13 protein-coding genes are annotated in these 18,945 nt (G+C 70.7%); 9 read left to right on the forward strand and 4 right to left on the reverse strand.

From position 1 onward, the window contains the following. Positions 1-39: 39 nt before the first annotated feature. The 3 genes from IE244_RS00050 (at position 40) to IE244_RS00060 (ending at position 2,865) form a co-directional block, all read left to right on the forward strand. Entirely contained in the window at positions 40-912 is an 873-nt protein-coding gene (locus IE244_RS00050) for a ComF family protein (RefSeq protein WP_191870555.1), read from the forward strand. Positions 913-1,223: 311 nt separating this feature from the next. Then, on the forward strand, positions 1,224-1,916 hold the full coding sequence (gene hpf / locus IE244_RS00055) for a ribosome hibernation-promoting factor, HPF/YfiA family (RefSeq protein WP_191870556.1): 693 nt from the start codon (positions 1,224-1,226) through the stop codon (positions 1,914-1,916). A 202-nt stretch (positions 1,917-2,118) separates the two neighbouring features. Continuing rightward, positions 2,119-2,865 carry a response regulator gene (locus IE244_RS00060; protein ID WP_031159318.1) on the forward strand — a complete coding sequence of 249 codons (747 nt, stop codon included), beginning with the start codon at positions 2,119-2,121 and terminating at the stop codon, positions 2,863-2,865. Between the two features lie 12 nt (positions 2,866-2,877). Here IE244_RS00060 and IE244_RS00065 read toward each other — a convergent pair whose 3' ends face one another. Then, positions 2,878-4,080, reverse strand: a complete 1,203-nt coding sequence (locus tag IE244_RS00065; protein WP_191870557.1) for a winged helix-turn-helix domain-containing protein — start codon at positions 4,078-4,080, stop codon at positions 2,878-2,880. A 49-nt stretch (positions 4,081-4,129) separates the two neighbouring features. Next, complete coding sequence (locus IE244_RS00070) at positions 4,130-4,702, reverse strand: GNAT family N-acetyltransferase (protein ID WP_191870558.1); 573 nt, start codon at positions 4,700-4,702, stop codon at positions 4,130-4,132. Between the two features lie 252 nt (positions 4,703-4,954). Between IE244_RS00070 and secA the strand changes: the two genes are divergently transcribed. Beyond that, on the forward strand, positions 4,955-7,765 hold the full coding sequence (gene secA / locus IE244_RS00075) for a preprotein translocase subunit SecA (RefSeq protein ID WP_191870559.1): 2,811 nt from the start codon (positions 4,955-4,957) through the stop codon (positions 7,763-7,765). 108 nt (positions 7,766-7,873) lie between these two features. Here the strand turns inward: secA and IE244_RS00080 are convergent, their stop codons facing one another. Then, positions 7,874-8,464: an Rv3235 family protein gene (locus IE244_RS00080; protein ID WP_191870560.1), complete on the reverse strand. Its 591-nt coding sequence runs from the start codon at positions 8,462-8,464 to the stop codon at positions 7,874-7,876. Between the two features lie 330 nt (positions 8,465-8,794). Between IE244_RS00080 and IE244_RS00085 the strand changes: the two genes are divergently transcribed. Both IE244_RS00085 and IE244_RS00090 read left to right on the forward strand, forming a co-directional pair. Then, a complete protein-coding gene (locus tag IE244_RS00085) occupies positions 8,795-9,307 on the forward strand; it encodes a DUF6912 family protein (protein ID WP_191870561.1) in 513 nt (170 codons plus the stop codon). A 134-nt stretch (positions 9,308-9,441) separates the two neighbouring features. Next, complete coding sequence (locus IE244_RS00090) at positions 9,442-10,110, forward strand: HAD family hydrolase (RefSeq protein WP_191870562.1); 669 nt, start codon at positions 9,442-9,444, stop codon at positions 10,108-10,110. A gap of 380 nt (positions 10,111-10,490) precedes the next feature. On the opposite strand, the gene IE244_RS00095 is transcribed toward IE244_RS00090, so the two are convergent. Next, positions 10,491-11,057: a DJ-1/PfpI family protein gene (locus IE244_RS00095; protein WP_191870563.1), complete on the reverse strand. Its 567-nt coding sequence runs from the start codon at positions 11,055-11,057 to the stop codon at positions 10,491-10,493. Between the two features lie 709 nt (positions 11,058-11,766). Here IE244_RS00095 and IE244_RS00100 point away from each other — a divergent pair. From IE244_RS00100 to IE244_RS00110, 3 genes are all read left to right on the forward strand, one after another. Beyond that, positions 11,767-16,704: an NAD-glutamate dehydrogenase gene (locus IE244_RS00100; protein ID WP_191870564.1), complete on the forward strand. Its 4,938-nt coding sequence runs from the start codon at positions 11,767-11,769 to the stop codon at positions 16,702-16,704. A 240-nt stretch (positions 16,705-16,944) separates the two neighbouring features. Continuing rightward, positions 16,945-17,346 carry a GtrA family protein gene (locus tag IE244_RS00105; protein WP_229853890.1) on the forward strand — a complete coding sequence of 134 codons (402 nt, stop codon included), beginning with the start codon at positions 16,945-16,947 and terminating at the stop codon, positions 17,344-17,346. Beyond that, on the forward strand, positions 17,327-18,838 hold the full coding sequence (locus IE244_RS00110) for a hypothetical protein (protein ID WP_229853891.1): 1,512 nt from the start codon (positions 17,327-17,329) through the stop codon (positions 18,836-18,838). The genes IE244_RS00105 and IE244_RS00110 overlap by 20 nt, the downstream gene beginning before the upstream one ends. Positions 18,839-18,945: the final 107 nt, after the last annotated feature.

Consider the following 18,945-nt stretch of genomic DNA (forward strand, 5'->3'; position numbering starts at 1 on the left):
GGGTGGCAGGGCGGCTGCGTCGTTGGCACAGTGGTGGACATGCGGGGGTGGTGGCGGGACCTCACCGACCTGGTGCTGCCGGCCGAGTGCGCGGGCTGCGGGGCACCTCGTACGGTGCTCTGCCCGCGTTGCCGGGCCGCGCTGTGCGGTCGCGAGCCGCGCCGGGTGCGGCCGGTGCCGGAGCCGGCCGGGCTGCCGGCGGTGCATGCGGCGGCTCCCTACGCCGAGGAGGTGCGCTCACTGCTTCTCGCCCACAAGGAGCGGGGCGTGCTGGCCCTCGCGGGAGAGCTGGGCGCGGCTCTGGCGGGGGCTGTGCGGGCCGGACTCGGCCGGTGCGGCGCCGGGACCGGTGCCGGTACCGGTGCCGGCGGCTCCGGGACCGTGCTGCTCGTCCCCGTGCCCTCCGCTCGGTGGGCCGTTCGGGCGCGCGGGCACGATCCGGTGCGGCGGATGGCGCTCGCGGCGGCAGGGGAACTACGGCGCACCGGGACGTCGGCCAGGGTGGCGGCCGTGCTGCGCCAGCGTCGGCCGGTGCTGGACCAGGCAGGGCTCGACGCGCGGCGGCGCCTGGCGAATCTCGACGGTGCGCTGGAGGTGACGGCGGGCGGCGGGCGGCTGCTCGACGCCGGGCGGGTCGTGCTCGTCGACGACCTGATCACGACGGGCGCCAGCCTCGCGGAGGCGGCGCGGGCCCTTCGGGAGGCGGCAGGGGAGCGAAGTCGAGTGAGAACGGCCGTGTACGGGGCCGTAACTCGGGAAGGAAGGGATGAACAACGGATCGCGGCGCGGACGGAGAGCGAGCAGTGGGTGCATGGTGCACCGGAAAAGCCACCGCTGAACACCCCCCGGCATGCGCTCCTTGCAGCTGTGATCGCCGCTCCGCGGGATTCTTTCGAAATAAACAGGAACTGACCGCCTACCTGCATCGTTGCTGGTAGTGGGAGGGGTAATTCACCTGAACGGAGGTACGCCGGAGTAGAGGGTGACGACATCCGTCCGGGCGAGATATGTTCGGTTGTGAGGAAAGCCGCAGGCCGTCCCTCTCATATCGGAATGCCGTGCACGGGTTTTCGGCTATCACCCGGGCCGGTGGGGTGGAGATCTCGCCCATGGGGGAGGAGGAGGTGGAAGTCACCGAGTCCGAGGTCCGGTGCTCACCGGACCTGGTGCGAAAGGGAGATGCTCCGCCGAGCGGGCGGAGCGATCCGGGAACGGAGTTCTGCGTGGACATCGTCGTCAAGGGCCGCAAGACCGAGGTGCCCGAGCGGTTCCGCAAGCACGTGGCCGAGAAGCTGAAGCTGGAGAAGATCCAGAGGCTCGATGCCAAGGTGATCAGCCTCGACGTCGAGGTGTCCAAGGAGCCGAACCCCCGACAGGCCGACCGTTGCGATCGAGTGGAGATCACGCTCCGCTCCCGCGGTCCGGTGATCCGGGCGGAGGCGGCGGCCAGCGATCCGTACGCGGCACTCGACCTTGCGGCGGAGAAGCTGGACGCGCGGCTGCGCAAGCAGCACGACAAGCGTTTCTCGCGGCGAGGCGCACGCCGGATCCCGGCGGCGGAGGTGGCCGACCACGTCCCGGGCGCGGCGACGCTGAACGGCAACGGCCTTCCCGTCCACGAGGAAGAGACGGAGGGGGTGCCGACGAAGAAGATCGGCTCGCTGGAGGTCAAGGGTGACGGACCCCTCGTCGTCCGCGAGAAGACCCACGTCGCCTCCCCGATGAGCCTCGACCAGGCCCTCTACGAGATGGAGCTGGTCGGCCACGACTTCTACTTGTTCGTCGACGCGGAGACGAAGGAACCGAGCGTCGTCTACCGGCGGCACGCCTACGACTACGGCGTGATCCACCTCAGCACGGACCCGATGGTCGCCGAGGCGCAGACCCCCGCGGCGGGTGGCACGCTGGGCGGCTGACATCCCGGCCCGAGCCGAACCGGTGCCCCTGGAAGCGCGTGTGCGCCCCCAGGGGCACCTGTGTGCGACCACTTCACGCCCCGCACGTCACCCCTGTGCCGCCCGGGCATGAAATCATGGCCGGACCGGCCCAACCGGTGGGCCGCTGCCTTGGGTTGGCGATGGCACAGGACCACAGGCCACAGCCTCAGGGGGAGGAACGATGGCGGACACCTTCGGACCGATGCGGGACGAGGATGGCGACGACGGAGTCATCGGCATGCGGCCGGACACGGGCTCCGTACGCGCGGAGCCGATCAGAGTCCTGGTCGTGGACGACCACGCCCTCTTCCGGCGCGGACTGGAGATCGTGCTCGCGGCCGAGGAGGACATCCAGGTCGTCGGCGAGGCCGGTGACGGCGCCGAAGCCGTGGACAAGGCCGCAGACCTGCTGCCCGACATCGTGCTGATGGACGTCCGCATGCCCAAGCGCGGCGGGATCGAGGCCTGCACCTCCATCAAGGAGGTCGCCCCCAGCGCGAAGATCATCATGTTGACGATCAGCGACGAGGAGGCCGACCTCTACGACGCGATCAAGGCGGGCGCGACCGGATACCTGCTGAAGGAGATCTCGACGGACGAGGTGGCGACCGCCATCCGCGCGGTGGCCGACGGACAGTCGCAGATCAGCCCGTCCATGGCCTCCAAGCTCCTGACCGAGTTCAAGTCGATGATCCAGCGCACCGACGAGCGGCGGCTCGTGCCCGCGCCGCGGCTCACCGACCGGGAACTGGAAGTCCTCAAGCTCGTCGCCACCGGGATGAACAACCGGGACATCGCCAAGGAGCTGTTCATCTCGGAGAACACCGTGAAGAACCACGTCCGCAACATCCTGGAGAAGCTCCAACTGCACTCCAGGATGGAAGCCGTGGTCTACGCGATGCGGGAGAAGATCCTGGAGATCCGGTAGCGCTCGTGGCCTCTAGGCGAGAGCGCGGGCGAGCTCCCGCGTCAGCGGCTCGCGCAGCCCGGGTGCGTCCACCCGCTCCACCCGGACGTCCGTGCAGTTGACCCACGTGGCCGCCTCGACCAGGGCTTGGGCGAGGGCCGGGACCGCCTTCGGGCCGTCCAGGGAGACCTGCTTGGCCACCAGGGTGCGGCCCTCGCGGGCCGGGTCGACCCGCCCGACCAGTCGGCCGCCCGCCAGCACCGGCATCGCGAAATAGCCGTAGACCCGCTTCGGCTTGGGGACGTACGCCTCCAGGCGGTGGGTGAAGCCGAAGATGCGCTCCGTGCGCGCCCGTTCCCAGACCAGCGAGTCGAACGGCGACAGCAGCGTGGTCCGGTGACGGCCGCGCGGGGGCGTCGCCAGGGCCGCCGGGTCCGCCCAGGCGGGCTTCCCCCAGCCCTCGACCTCGACCGGCACCAGGCCCGAGTCGGCGATGACCGCGTCGACCTGTTCGCCCTTGAGGCGGTGGTAGTCGGCGATGTCCGCGCGTGTGCCGACCCCGAGCGACTCGCCGGCCAGCCGGACCAGGCGGCGCAGGCACTCGCCGTCGTCCAGCTCGTCGTGCAGCAGCGCGTCCGGGACGGCGCGCTCGGCGAGGTCGTACACCCGCTTCCAGCCGCGCCGCTCGACGCACACCACCTCGCCGTACATCAGTGCGCGCTCCACGGCGACCTTGGTGCCGGACCAGTCCCACCACTCGTTCGTCTTCTTCGCGCCGCCCAGCTCCGTGGACGTCAGCGGGCCCTCCGCACGCAGCTGCTTGATGACCTGTTCGTAGGCGCCCTCGGGCAGCTCGTGGTTCCAGTGCGGGCGGTCGCGGTAGGCGCGGCGGCGGAAGGCGAAGTGCGGCCACTCCTCGATGGGCAGGATGCACGCCGCGTGCGACCAGTACTCGAAGGCGTGCGGGCGCGAGGGCGACACGCCCGTGGACGCGGACTTCCAGTAAGCGGTCTCGACCGCGGTGCGGCCCACCGCGCCGAGCCGGGCGTAGGGGATGAGCTCATGGGAGCGGGCGAGGACCGAGATGGTGTCGAGCTGGACCGCGCCGAGGTGGCGCAGCACCCCGCGGACTCCACCCCGCCGGTCGGGCGCGCCGAGCAGGCCCTGGGCCCGCAGGGCGATACGGCGGGCGTCGTCCGCGGTGAGGGAGGTGGTCGGGCGCGGCAGGGTCGTCATGCCCCGGACGATAGAGGGTGCCACTGACAGTCCGTGCTGAGCTGCGGTTTCACCGGGCGCGGGCGGGCAGGTACGGCGCAGTGGACGCCAGCCCCAGGTCCGAGGGGAGCAGGGAGCCGACCCAGCAGTCCCGGCGCACCCCTTTGTTGTTGATCGCCGAGCGCAGGGTGCCCTCGATGGTGAAGCCCGCGCGTTCGGCCACCGTGCGGGACGCGTGGTTGCCGACCTCGGCGCGCCATTCGACCCGGTCGACGCCGACCTCGGTGAAGATCCACCGGCACGCGGCGAGCGTGGCCTCCGTGACGTAGCCGCGGCCGCGATGCTCCTTGGCCGCCCAGAAACCGATCTCCGCCGTGCCGAGCGAGCGCATGGTGAGGGCGAGCATGCCCGTGAGTTCCCCGCCGGCGAGGAAGAGGCCGAAGGTGAACATCGAACCGTCCGACCAGCCGTCGGGGACCAGCTGCTCGGTGAAGCCGCTCGCGTGCTCGGGCAGATACGGCGAGGGCACCGTGGTCCAGCGCTGGATGTCGGGGTCCTGCACGGCGTCGTACACCGCCTGTGTGTCATGCGGTCCGACCGGGCGCAGGACCAGGCGGTCCGTGGGGAGCGTGAGGGGTTCCATCGGCCGATTGTGCTCGGCTGCCCGCCGACAGGCCACAGGTTTTCGCTGTGCGTGAGCACGCGATCACAGTTCGCGCAATTCGTCGCGCCGATGCGGCACTATCGCCGTGCCCCGTCCGTTGTCCTGGGTGAAGCAGCCGTCGGGCCGCCAGGCCTCCCGGCCCAGCCGGGTCCTCGCATACGATGGCCGTTGCTCAGTACGTGAAATGGAAACCGACCGTCCCAGGCCCGACCGGCAAGGAGACAAACCCCCGTGTCCGTCCTCTCGAAGATCATGCGTGCAGGCGAAGGCAAGATCCTGCGCAAGCTGCACCGCATCGCGGACCAGGTCAACTCCATCGAAGAGGACTTCGTCGACCTCTCCGACGCCGAGCTGCGGGCTCTCACCGAGGAGTACAAGCAGCGCTACGCCGATGGTGAGAGCCTGGACGACCTGCTCCCCGAGGCGTTCGCCACCGTCCGTGAGGCCGCCAAGCGCGTGCTCGGCCAGCGGCACTACGACGTGCAGCTGATGGGTGGCGCCGCGCTCCACCTCGGCTACGTCGCCGAGATGAAGACCGGTGAGGGCAAGACCCTCGTCGGCACGCTGCCCGCGTATCTGAACGCCCTGTCCGGAGACGGCGTCCACATCGTCACGGTCAACGACTACCTGGCCGAGCGCGACTCCGAGATGATGGGCCGCGTCCACAAGTTCCTGGGCCTGGACGTCGGCTGCATCCTGGCCAACATGACGCCGGCCCAGCGCCGCGAGCAGTACGCGTGCGACATCACCTACGGCACGAACAACGAGTTCGGCTTCGACTACCTGCGCGACAACATGGCGTGGTCGAAGGACGAGCTGGTGCAGCGCGGCCACAACTTCGCGATCGTGGACGAGGTCGACTCCATCCTGGTCGACGAGGCCCGTACGCCGCTGATCATCTCCGGCCCGGCCGACCAGGCCACCAAGTGGTACGGGGACTTCGCCAAGCTGGTCACGCGCCTGAAGAAGGGCGAGGCGGGCAACCCGCTCAAGGGCGTCGAGGAGACCGGCGACTACGACGTCGACGAGAAGAAGCGCACGGTAGCCATCCACGAGAGCGGTGTCTCCAAGGTCGAGGACTGGCTGGGCATCGACAACCTCTACGAGTCGGTGAACACCCCGCTCGTGGGCTACCTGAACAACGCCATCAAGGCCAAGGAGCTCTTCAAGAAGGACAAGGACTACGTCGTCATCGACGGCGAGGTCATGATCGTCGACGAGCACACCGGCCGTATCCTCGCCGGCCGCCGCTACAACGAGGGCATGCACCAGGCGATCGAGGCGAAGGAAGGGGTGGACATCAAGGACGAGAACCAGACGCTCGCCACGATCACCCTGCAGAACTTCTTCCGCCTCTACAACAAGCTCTCCGGCATGACCGGTACGGCGATGACCGAGGCCGCCGAGTTCCACCAGATCTACAAGCTCGGCGTGGTCCCGATCCCGACGAACAGGCCGATGGTCCGCAAGGACCAGTCGGACCTGATCTACCGCACCGAGGTCGCCAAGTTCGAGGCGGTCGTCGACGACATCGCCGAGAAGCACGAGAAGGGCCAGCCGATCCTCGTCGGCACCACGTCCGTCGAGAAGTCGGAGTACCTCTCGCAGCAGCTCAGCAAGCGCGGCATCCAGCACGAGGTGCTCAACGCGAAGCACCACGAGCGCGAGGCGTCGATCGTCGCCCAGGCCGGCCGCAAGGGCGCGGTGACCGTGGCCACCAACATGGCCGGCCGTGGTACGGACATCAAGCTCGGCGGCAACCCCGACGACCTCGCCGAGGCGGAGCTGCGTCAGCGCGGCCTCGACCCCGAGGAGCACATCGAGGAGTGGGCCGCGGCGCTGCCCGCCGCGCTGGAGAAGGCCGAGCAGGCGGTCAAGGCCGAGTTCGAAGAGGTCAAGGACCTCGGCGGCCTCTACGTCCTCGGTACCGAGCGGCACGAGTCGCGGCGCATCGACAACCAGCTGCGCGGTCGTTCCGGCCGTCAGGGAGACCCTGGCGAGTCCCGCTTCTACCTCTCGCTGGGCGACGACCTGATGCGTCTGTTCAAGGCCCAGATGGTCGAGCGCGTGATGTCCATGGCCAACGTGCCGGACGACGTCCCGATCGAGAACAAGATGGTCACGCGCGCGATCGCGTCCGCGCAGTCGCAGGTCGAGCAGCAGAACTTCGAGACCCGTAAGAACGTTCTGAAGTACGACGAGGTCCTCAACCGCCAGCGTGAGGTCATCTACGGCGAGCGTCGGCGCGTGCTGGAGGGCGAGGACCTGCACGAGCAGGTCCAGCACTTCATGGACGACACGATCGACGCCTACGTCGGCGCCGAGACCGCCGAGGGTTTCCCGGAGGACTGGGACCTGGACCGGCTGTGGGGCGCCTTCCGGCAGCTGTACCCGGTGAAGGTCACCGTCGAGGAACTGGAAGAGGCCGCGGGCGACCGGGCGGGTCTCACCGCGGAGTTCATCTCCGAGTCCATCAAGGAGGACATCCACGAGCAGTACGAGGCTCGTGAGTCCCAGCTCGGCTCCGAGATCATGCGGGAGCTGGAGCGCCGGGTCGTGCTGTCGGTCCTCGACCGCAAGTGGCGTGAGCACCTCTACGAGATGGACTACCTCCAGGAGGGCATCGGCCTGCGCGCGATGGCGCAGAAGGACCCGCTGGTCGAGTACCAGCGTGAGGGCTTCGACATGTTCACCGCGATGATGGACGGCATCAAGGAGGAGTCCGTCGGCTACCTGTTCAACCTGGAGGTCCAGGTCGAGCAGCAGGTCGAGGAGGTCCCGGTCGAGGAGACGGAGCCGGTCGGCGAGGGCGTCCACGACACGGTTCCGGCGCAGGCCGGTGCGCGTCCGGAGATCCGCGCGAAGGGGCTGGACGTTCCGCAGCGGCGGGATCTGCACTTCTCGGCGCCGACCGTGGACGGTGAGGGCGGCATCGTGGAGCGTGATCTGGAGGACGACGAGCCGGTGCGGTCCGAGTCGGACGGGCTGACGCGGGCTGAGCGGCGACGGCAGGCCAAGGGCGGGCGACGCCGCAAGAAGTAGCGGCCAGCCCACGGCGCTCCAGCCGTTTTCGCAAGGGCCGGGTTCCTTTTCGGGACCCGGCCCTTCGCCGTGTCTGGGCCGGGGTGGGTCTGCCCGGGCTGTCCGCGGCTACGGCTGCTGCGGGCCGGTTTCCACCGCTGTGCAGCGCCAGCGGAGGTCCTGGCCGAGTTCCAGACGGAAGGCCAGGGCGCGGAGCCGTTCGCCGGCGGCGATGCGGGCGAAGACCTCCAGGGCGCCGTCGCGGGGGACGTAGTAGCCGATGTCGTGGACGCGGGGGCGGGAGCCTCGCGTGCGCAGGGGGCTGCGTTCGGCGAGGCGGATCAGGTCGTCGTAGGCGGGGCCCGCGGTGTGGCGGAGCATCCAGTGGACGGGCCGCTGACCGCTCAGGACGGCCAGCAGGCGGTCCGCGAAGAGGTCGGTGGGGCGAGGCTGCCGTACGGCCGTCCGGGGCGGCGTGAGAGCCGTTTCCGGCGCGGCGGACGGCGCGGCGGACGGGCGAGCGCGGGCCGGCTCCGGGGCTGTGGGCGCGGGAGGGGTCGTGGGCGCGGTCTGTGGGGCCGCCGCACGGCGGGGCGGGATCCTCGGCGGGGCTCCTGCCGGGCGGCGGGTGTCGTGGCGGGTCGGCGGGCGGTGGCGCGGGCGGGGCTGGGGGCCGGGGCTCGTCGCCCTGTTCGTGGTGCGGCTCATGACCTTGTTCATGGGGTCCCCGTTCGGCGGGCCCGGTGGATACCGGACGGTAACTCGCTGGTGGGGATCTTGTACGGGGGCGGGGAGCGGGGTGGCAAGGACGGCGGGCACGCCTCGGCGGGGGCGGAGAAGTTCACCTATCCGAGGGATGCGGGATCGGTCGGACGCTGCGATGTGGCGGGTGCTCCGGGTGAATTCGTGGCCCGCGGTGGACGGCTGCACGGGTGTGGGCACAGACCCGAAAGGGGACGGGCGCACGTATCCTGAAGGCCCTCCGGGAGACGCGGCAGCCGGCCCTCCCGGGGGCCCAGCGGAGCCTTTGAGCAGGAAAGAGCGGCCAGCATGCGCGTCTACGTCCCCCTGACCCTCCCCGGTCTCGCCGAGGCGCACAAGACGGGTGAGCTGGGGAGCGGCCCCTTCGCCGCGTATGCCGTCACGCCCGCGTTGCGCGAGTGGTACGCCTCCGAGGACATCGAGGAGCTGGAGTACGCGGCCCTGAGCCGGGCCGCGCTGGCCTCGCTGCGGCTGCTCGCGGCGGATCCGGGTGCGCCACGGCGCAGGGTCGTGGTCGCCGTGGACGTGGCCGACGGCGCGGCGGGCGTCGGCCCGGACCGTGGGCTGGACCCGGCCGCTCTGGGCGAGGTGAGCGTGACGGTGACCGTGCCGCTCGCCAAGGCGGCCGCGGTGCATGTCGACGCCGATGACGCGGAGCAGGACGTGGCCGCGGCGGCGCAGGCGCTGGAGGCGGCCGACGGCGGGGACGACGACGCGCAGTCCGTCGTGGACGCGGCGGACGATCACGAGCTGCTGTGGTACGCCACGCAGGAGATTCCCAACCTGGTCGGACGGGCCTGACCGGGCCGGACCGACGCTGACCTGGTCGCGCGCTCTCGTCGCGTGGTCCGGCCGAGCGCGCTGGTCGAAGCGCGCCTGCCGGAGCGAGCGGGCGGCAGCCGTCGTTGTCGGTGGTGGCGGGTACGGTCTTTGGCATGGGGATGCAGCAGAGCGCGCACATCGTCTGGGACTGGAACGGCACCCTGTTCCACGACAACGACGCGATCATCGGGGCGACGAACGCGGCCTTCACCGAGCTGGGGATCGCGCCGATCACGCTGGAGCAGTACCGGTCGCTGTACTGCGTGCCGGTGCCGAAGTTCTACGAGCGGCTGATCGGCCGGCTGCCGACCGATGCCGAGTGGGAGCTGATGGACGGGGTCTTCCACCGGTACTACGCCGAGCACCGGGTGCGGTGTGGGCTGACCGAGGGCGCGGCCGAGCTGCTCGCGGGGTGGCGGTCGGCGGGGCACAGCCAGTCGCTGCTGAGCATGTACGTGCACGAGGAACTGGTGCCGCTCGTGCGGGGGTTCGGCATCGAGGCGCATTTCCTGCGGGTCGACGGGCGTACGGGGCCGTCCGGGGGCAGCAAGGCCGCGCACATGGTGCGGCATCTGGAGGCGCTGAGCGGGTCTGTGGAGCCCGCGCGGACCGTGGTGATCGGGGACGCGGCGGATGACGCGGTCGCGGCGCGGGGCGTGGGGGCGCGGGCCGTGCTGTACACCGGGGGGTCGCACAGCCGGGCCAGTCTGGAGGGGGTGGGGGCGCCGGTGGTGGACACGTTGGCCGAGGCGGTGGAGGAAGCGCAGCGCATAGCGGCTTAGCGGGGTGTGTCAGGTGCCCTGTGCCGCAGCGGGGTTCGTTTCGCTCGCCGGTGTTCGAAGGTGTGGGGCGCTGTAGCCGACCACCGGGTCGGTCCGCTTGCCCGCGCCGGCGAGGTGCCGCTGCGCCCACCCGTGCCGCCCCAGCGGCACGGCTGCCCGCAGCGGCGGCGGGGGAGAGCGCCCCTCCGGGGGTGGGAGTGGCCTGGGTGGCGGGACTGCTCGCAGCGGTGGTGGGGGACGCCTATGCCAGGTGGGATGGCCTGGGTGGCGGGACTGCTCGCAGCGGTGGTGGGGGAGGGTGCTCCTTCGGGGGTGGGAGGCGCTTGGGTGGCGCGGCTCCCGTGGCGGTGTGGCGCGCGCCAGCCGGGCCGGGGGCTGCCTCAGGTCACCGGTGCCTTGGTGCGGAGGATCCTGAGGAACTCGCGCATCCAGGCCGGGTGGTCCGGCCAGGCCCGGGAGGAGACGAGGGTGCCGTCGACCACGGCCTCGCTGTCCTGGAAGCCCGCTCCGGCCGCCTGCATGTCCGGCTCCAGCGCCGGGTACGCCGTGACCCGGCGACCGCGCAGGCTGTCGATCGCCGCGGTGAGCAGCGGACCGTGGCAGATCTGGGCGACCGGCTTGTCGGAGTCGAAGAACGCCTTGAGGATCTTGCGGAGTTCGGGGTCGTTGCGCAGATACTCGGGGGCCCGGCCGCCGGGGATGACGACCGCCGCGTACTCGCCGGGGTCCACGTCGGAGAAGGCCAGGTCGGCGGGCCAGGTGTAGCCGGGCTTCTCGGTGTAGGTGTCGTAACCGGGTTCGAAGTCGTGGACGACGAAGCGGAGTGTCTTGCGGGAGGGGGCCGCGATATGGACCTCGTAGCCTTCCTCGCGCAGGCGCTGGTACGGGTAGAGGACCTCCAGGGACTCCGCCGCGTCGCCGGTGACGATCAGGATCTTCGCGGACATGTCGGCTCCTTGGGTGCTCCGGTGTTCCGGTACTCCTGGGCGGGACGCACTGCCCCAGGTCAAGGTGCCAAGACCGGGCGTGCTTGCCAAGGGGGCCGTGGCGGTTCCGGCGACGGCCTCGGCGCCTCACCGGTGGTCGGAGCGCCCTGTTCCCAGAGTGCGGTCGGGCCTCTGCCCCCGCGACCGGACGCGACCGGACACCGCCGCCCGGCTCCGCCGCCGGCGCCCCGGCGACCCCATGGGCCCCGTCCGACCGGATACGCCACCACCCCCCGTCCGACCCCTGTGCAGAACGTCAAACTTCACCCCTCGGTTTTGTACACATACGGCTCATGACGGGTCCGGGGTGAGGAGCGATAGCCTTGTGGCGTGATCAGCGCGATATCTCGCGGGGGCGATCCTGCCCCTGCCCTGCGCCCGGGTTGCACGGAACACCTCCGTGACCGGGCGGCGGTCGCTGGTCTTCGCGGGCGGGACGGGGCCGCAGGAGCCCCCGGGACGCCGAGGACAACCCTGGACACGGCGACGCCGAGAGCAGCGTCACACCCCACGGGCGTGTCGAGAATGGCTGAATTCCCCCCGCGCATCTCACCTCGCGGCATAGCGTCGATGCGGACCGGACACCCCGGGCCGTGGCGTCGAGCCGGAGGGAAAGAGACCGTACTTCCTTCTACGTCACGCAACGGCGCGCGACAGGAGTCAGAGGACAATGCAGACCAAGCTGGACGAAGCCAAGGCCGAGCTGCTCGAGAGGGCTGCCCGGGTAGCTGAGAACAGCCCGGTCGGGGGGCACCTACCGACCGGGACCACGGGCGAGGGCTCCCCGGACACCCCGGACAGCGAGTCCGTGCTCGCGTTCCTCCAGCGCTACTACCTGCACACCGCCCCGGAAGACCTCACCGGCCGTGACCCGGTCGACGTGTTCGGCGCCGCGGTCTCGCACTACCGGCTCGCCGAGAACCGCCCCCAGGGCACGGCGAACGTGCGGGTCCACACCCCGACCGTGGAGGAGAACGGGTGGACCTGCAGTCACTCGGTCGTGGAGGTCGTCACCGACGACATGCCCTTCCTCGTCGACTCGGTGACCAATGAGCTGACCCGGCGCGGGCGTGGCATCCACGTCGTCGTCCACCCGCAGTTCGTGGTCCGCCGCGACCTCACCGGCAAGCTGATCGAGGTCCTGCCGACCCCGCCCGGCGGTGAGCTCCCGCACGACGCGCACTTCGAGTCCTGGATCCACGTCGAGATCGACCGGGAGACCGACCGCGCCGACCTGAAGCAGATCACCGCCGACCTGCTGCGCGTGCTGTCCGACGTCCGCGAGGCCGTCGAGGACTGGGAGAAGATGCGGGACGCGGCGACCCGGATCGCCGACGGGATGCGGAGCGAGCCCCTTCCCGCCGACCTGCCCGCGCCCGAGGCCGAGGAGGCCCGCGAGCTGCTGCGCTGGCTGGCCGACGACCACTTCACCTTCCTCGGCTACCGCGAGTACCAGCTGCGCGACGACGACACGCTCGCCGCCGTGGCCGGCACCGGCCTCGGCATCCTGCGCTCCGACCCGCACCACGCCGAGGACGAGCAGCACCCGGTCAGCCCGTCCTTCGAGCGGCTGCCGGCCGACGCCCGCGCCAAGGCCCGTGAGCACAAGCTGCTCGTGCTGACCAAGGCCAACAGCCGGGCCACCGTGCACCGGCCGTCGTACCTGGACTACATCGGCGTCAAGAAGTTCGACGCGGACGGCAACGTCGTCGGTGAGCGGCGGTTCCTCGGGCTGTTCTCCTCGGCCGCGTACACCGAGTCCGTGCGCCGGGTGCCCGTCATCCGCCGCAAGGTCGACGAGGTGCTGGAGCGCGCCGGGTTCTCGCCCCACAGCCACGACGGCCGCGACCTGCTGCAGATCCTGGAGACGTACCCGCGCGACGAGCTGTTCCAGACGCCCGTCGCCGAACTGCAGTCCATCGTCACGTCCGTGCTGTACCTGCAGGAGCGGCGACGCCTCAGGCTCTACCTGCGCCAGGACGAGTACGGCCGCTACTACTCGGCCCTCGTCTACCTGCCGCGCGACCGCTACACCACCGGTGTCCGCCTCAGGATCATCGACATCCTGAAGGAGGAGCTCGGCGGCGTCAGCGTCGACTTCACCGCCTGGAACACCGAGTCGATCCTGTCCCGGCTGCACTTCGTCGTGCGTGTCCCGCCGGGCACGGAGCTGCCCGAGCTGTCGGACGCCGACAAGGACCGCATCGAGGCCCGCCTGGTCGAGGCCGCCCGTTCCTGGGCCGACGCGTTCGCCGAGGCGCTAACCGCCGAGTGCGGCGAGGAGCGCGCGGCCGAGGTGCTGCGCCGCTACAACAACGCCTTCCCCGAGGGCTACAAGGCCGACCACACCCCGCGTGCCGCGGTCGCCGACCTGGTCCACCTGGAGCAGCTCAGCGAGGACAAGACCTTCAGCCTGAGCCTGTACGAGCCGGTCGGCGCCGGCCCCGAGGAGCGCCGGTTCAAGATCTACCAGAAGGGCGGCACGGTCTCCCTTTCCAAGGTGCTGCCGGTGCTCAGCCGCCTCGGTGTCGAGGTCACCGACGAGCGGCCGTACGAGCTGCGCTGTGTGGACCGCACCACCGCCTGGATCTACGACTTCGGTCTGCGCATTCCGAGGGCCGCCGGCGGCGGGGAGTACCTCGGCGACGACGCCCGTGAGCGCTTCCAGGAGGCCTTCGCCGCCACCTGGACCGGCAAGGCGGAGAACGACGGCTTCAACGCGCTCGTGCTGAGCGCCGGGCTGACCTGGCGGCAGGCGATGGTGCTGCGCGCCTACGCCAAGTACCTGCGGCAGGCCGGTTCGACCTTCTCGCAGGACTACATGGAGGACACCCTCCGCAACAACGTCCACACCACCCGGCTCCTCGTCTCGCTGTTCGAGGCCCGGATGTCGCCGGACCGGCAGAAGGCCGGGCTGGAGATCACGGACGCCCTGCTGGAGGAGCTGGACGCGGCCCTGGACCAGGTGGCGAGCCTGGACGAGGACCGCATCCTGCGGTCGTTCCTCACCGTCATCAAGGCGACCCTGCGCACGAACTTCTTCCAGGAGGCGGCCGCCGGCACGCCGCACGACTACGTCTCCATGAAGTTCGACCCGCAGGCCATCCCGGACCTGCCGGCCCCGCGCCCGGCGTACGAGATCTGGGTGTACTCGCCGCGCGTCGAGGGCGTGCACCTGCGCTTCGGCAAGGTCGCACGAGGCGGTCTGCGCTGGTCCGACCGGCGTGAGGACTTCCGCACCGAGATCCTCGGCCTGGTCAAGGCGCAGATGGTGAAGAACACCGTCATCGTGCCGGTCGGCGCCAAGGGCGGCTTCGTCGCCAAGCAGCTGCCGGACCCGGCGCAGGACCGCGACGCCTGGCTGGCCGAGGGCATCGCCAGCTACAAGACGTTCATCTCGGCACTGCTCGACATCACCGACAACATGGTCGCCGGCGAGGTCGTGCCCCCGCAGGACGTGGTCCGGCACGACGGGGACGACACCTACCTGGTCGTCGCCGCCGACAAGGGCACCGCGACCTTCTCGGACATCGCCAACGGGGTCGCCGAGAAGTACAACTTCTGGCTCGGTGACGCCTTCGCCTCCGGCGGCAGCGCGGGCTACGACCACAAGGGCATGGGCATCACCGCGCGCGGCGCCTGGGAGTCCGTGAAGCGGCACTTCCGCGAGCTGGGCGTGGACACGCAGAGCCAGGACTTCACGGTCGTCGGCATCGGTGACATGTCCGGTGACGTGTTCGGCAACGGCATGCTGCTCTCCGAGCACATCCGCCTGGTCGCGGCCTTCGACCACCGGCACATCTTCATCGACCCGACCCCGGTCGCGGAGACGTCGTACGCCGAGCGCCGCCGCCTGTTCGAGCTGTCCCGCTCCAGCTGGGCCGACTACAACACCGAGCTGCTGTCGGCGGGCGGCGGCATCTTCCCGCGCACCGCCAAGTCGATCCCGGTCAACGCCCACATCCGCGAGGCCCTCGGCATCGAGGACAAGGTCACCAAGATGACCCCGGCCGACCTGATGAAGGCGATCCTCCAGTCGCCGGTCGACCTGCTGTGGAACGGCGGCATCGGCACGTATGTGAAGGCGTCCGTCGAGTCGAACGCGGACGTCGGCGACAAGGCGAACGACGCCATCCGCGTCGACGGCAAGGACCTGCGGGTCAAGGTCGTCGGTGAGGGCGGCAACCTGGGCCTGACCCAGCTCGGCCGGATCGAGTTCGCCATGCACGGCGGCAAGATCAACACCGACGCGATCGACAACAGCGCCGGCGTGGACACCTCCGACCACGAGGTGAACATCAAGATCCTGCTGAACGGCCTGGTCGCGGACGGCGACATGACCGTCAAGCAGCGCAACAAGATCCTCGCCGAGATGACCGACGAGGTCGGCGCGCTGGTCCTGCGCAACAACTACGCGCAGAACACCGCCCTGGCCAACGCGCTGTTCCAGGCCAAGGACATGCTCCACGCCCAGCAGCGGTTCCTGCGCCACCTGGTGCGCGAGGGCCACCTGGACCGGGCGCTGGAGTTCCTGCCCACCGACCGCCAGATCCGCGAGCGCCTCGGCCAGGGCCAGGGCCTGACCAGCCCGGAGACCGCCGTCGTCCTGGCGTACACGAAGATCACGGTCGCCGAGGAGCTGCTGGCCACCACCCTGCCGGACGACCCGTACCTGCGCGGGCTGCTGCACGCCTACTTCCCGACGGCGCTGCGCGAGCGGTTCGCCGACGCGATCGACAACCACCCGCTGCGCCGCGAGATCACCACGACCGTGCTGGTCAACGACACGGTCAACACGGGCGGTACGACGTATCTGCACCGGCTGCGCGAGGAGACCGGGGCCTCCCTGGAGGAGATCGTCCGGGCCCAGACCGCGGCCCGCGCGATCTTCTGCTCGGCGCCTGTGTGGGACGCGGTGGAGGGCCTGGACAACAGGGTCGACGCGGCCGTCCAGACCCGGATCCGGCTGCACTCGCGCCGGCTGGTCGAGCGCGGCACGCGCTGGCTGCTCAACAACCGGCCGCAGCCGCTGGAGCTCGCCGAGACCGTCGAGTTCTTCGCCGAGCGGGTGGAGCGCGTCTGGCAGGAGCTGCCGAAGCTGCTGCGCGGCGCGGACCTGGAGTGGTACCAGCACGTGTACGACGAGCTGTCCGCGGCCGGCGTCCCGGACGAACTGGCCACGCGCGTGGCCGGGTTCTCCTCCGCCTTCCCGGCGCTCGACATCGTGTCGGTGTCCGACCGCATGGCCAAGGAGCCGCTCGACGTCGCCGAGGTGTACTACGACCTCGCCGACCGGCTCAGCATCACGCAGCTGATGGACCGCATCATCGAGCTCCCCCGCAACGACCGCTGGCAGTCCATGGCCCGTGCCTCCATCCGCGAGGACCTGTACGCGGCCCACGCGGCGCTCACCGCGGACGTCCTCGCGGTCGGCAACGGCACCTCCACGCCCGAGCAGCGCTTCAAGGCCTGGGAACAGAAGAACGCGCCCATCCTGAGCCGGGCGCGCACCACCCTGGAGGAGATCCGCGGTTCGGAGACGTTCGACCTCGCCAACCTCTCGGTGGCGATGCGGACGATGCGGACGCTGCTGCGCACGCATTCGTGAACCGCGGGGCAGTGAGTGCCCCACGGCAGTGAGCGCCCCGGGCCGACGTGAAATCGGCCCGGGGCGTTCCCTTTCTTGCCGACCCTTAGCGAAAAACGATCAGCGAATTTACCGTTTCCTGCTAATCGGCGCCTTTCGGATAGGGTCTGCGGTGTGACTGTTCCTCTCACCGAGACCCGCCCGGCAGCGCCCCCCGCGTCCGCATCCGCGCCGGCCCCGGCCCGGCCCGTCACGCGTGTCGTGCTGGAGGTCGTGAAATTCGGGATCGTCGGCGGCAGCGGTGTCCTGGTCAATTTCCTGGTCTTCAACCTGCTGCTGCACGGCCTGGGTTGGCAGGCGATGACCGCGACGGTCCTGGCCAGCTGTATCGCGATGGCGACCAATTACCTGGGCTTCCGCTATTTCGCCTATCGCGACCGGGCCTCGCGCACCCGCCGCCAGATCATGCTGTTCTTCGTGTTCAGCGGCCTCGGGGTCGTGATGGAAATCGGCCTGTTCTGGGTCGGCTACCACGGGTTCGGCCTGCACAGCGTGCTGGGGTCGAACACGGCGAAGGCACTGTCGATCGTGCTCGCCTCCGCCTTCCGTTTCCTGGTCTACCGCACCTGGGTGTTCCAGCAGGATGCGCACCGTACCGCCTGAGGCCGAGCCGGTGAGCCGCACCGGGCCGCCGGCCGGCGCCGCGCGGGCCGGCCGGGCGCTGCCGCCGGCCGCCGCCGCGCTCGTCGTGGTGCTGCTGCTCCTGGTGGTCGTCCGCCTGCCGTGGGCGGGTGACCTCGGCATGCACGCGGCGACCATCCAGCGCCTGCGTCACGATCTGCTGCATCCCGGCAACCCGCTGGTCGACGCGGACACACCGAGCCCCTACTACTCACCGTGGATGCTGGTGCTGGGCGTGACCGCCAAGCTCACCGGGCTGTCGGTGTTCGTGGTCCTGCGGATCGCCGCGCTCGTCGGCCTGAGTCTGCTGGTCACCGGTGTCCGGCGCTACGTCCGCACCCTCAGCGCCCACCCCATGGCCCCCGCGCTGGCCCTGCTCAGCCTGCTCTTCCTGTGGGGCACTCTGCTGTTCAACTGGTCCGGCTTCCTGGGCCTGAACTCCCTGGCGCTGACGGTGTCGTACCCCAGCGTCCTCGCGCTCGGCCTCACCTTCCACTTCTGGGCCTGGCTCAGCCGGGCGGTGCGGCAGGAGGCCGCGTGGGGGACGTGGCTGTGGCTGGGTGCGCTGTGGGCGCTGATCCTGCTGTGCCACCAGTTCACGGGCGTGGTGGCCTCGCTCGGGGCGCTGGCGACGGTCATCGCGGCGCGACCGGCCCGGGCCGTGCTGCCGCGACTGGCCGCCGCGCCGGCCCTGGGCCTGCTCCTGCTGTGGCTGTGGCCGTACTACGACTTCTTCTCGCTCTTCTCCGCGGGCGCGGACCTGGAGGCCATCCACAAGCCGCTGTACGAGGACCTGGCCGCGCGGTTCGGGCTGGTGCTGCTCGGGGTCGCGGCGCTGGTGCTGCGCTTTCGCCGGGACCGCTGGGATCCCCTGGTCCTGTTCTTCGTCCTCGGGGCGCTGGTGTTCGCCGCGGGCGGGCTGACCGGGCACTACTCGTGGGGCCGCGCCCTGCCCGCCGCCCTGATCCCGGCCCAGCTCGCGGCCGCGCTGGAGGTCGTGTCGGCGGGGCGGCGCGCGGTGCGCGCGGGGTGGGCGTGCGTGCTGTGCGCCGCGCTGGCCGTGGGGGCGTGGACGCAGATCGGAACGCTCGGGTACGTGACGGGGAGGGCCGCGCTGCCCTCGCCGGTCGCGGCGAGGTACCGGACGCCGTGGGTGGGATACCACTGGATCACGCCCTGGGTGAAGTACGGGGACGTGGTCATGGCCCGGACGTTTCCCGCGCGGCAGATTCCCGCGTACGGGGCGTACACCGTGGCGCCGGGGTATCCCGATGTGTTTCTGCGGGACGCTGCGCGGCGGGAGGCGGCGGTGGCGCGGTACTTCGCCGCGGGGACCTCTGCCGCTGACCGGGCCGGGATCGTGCGCGGGTACGACGTGAAGTGGGTCGTGGGACCGGAGAGCCTGACCGGTCCGGGGCTGCGGAAGGTGACCGTGGGCCCGGGCGGCCAGGTCCTGTACCGGGTGGTGCGCTGAGCCGAGGCGGGGCCGGGGCGCGCCGAAGGGGCGCGGGGAACTGCGCGTGCGGCCAGGGTGGCCCCGCACTTCCCCGCGCCCCTTCGCGTTCAACGGCGCTTCGGGAC

The organism is Streptomyces filipinensis, from assembly GCF_014649495.1.
Classification (GTDB): Bacteria; Actinomycetota; Actinomycetes; order Streptomycetales; family Streptomycetaceae; genus Streptomyces; species Streptomyces filipinensis.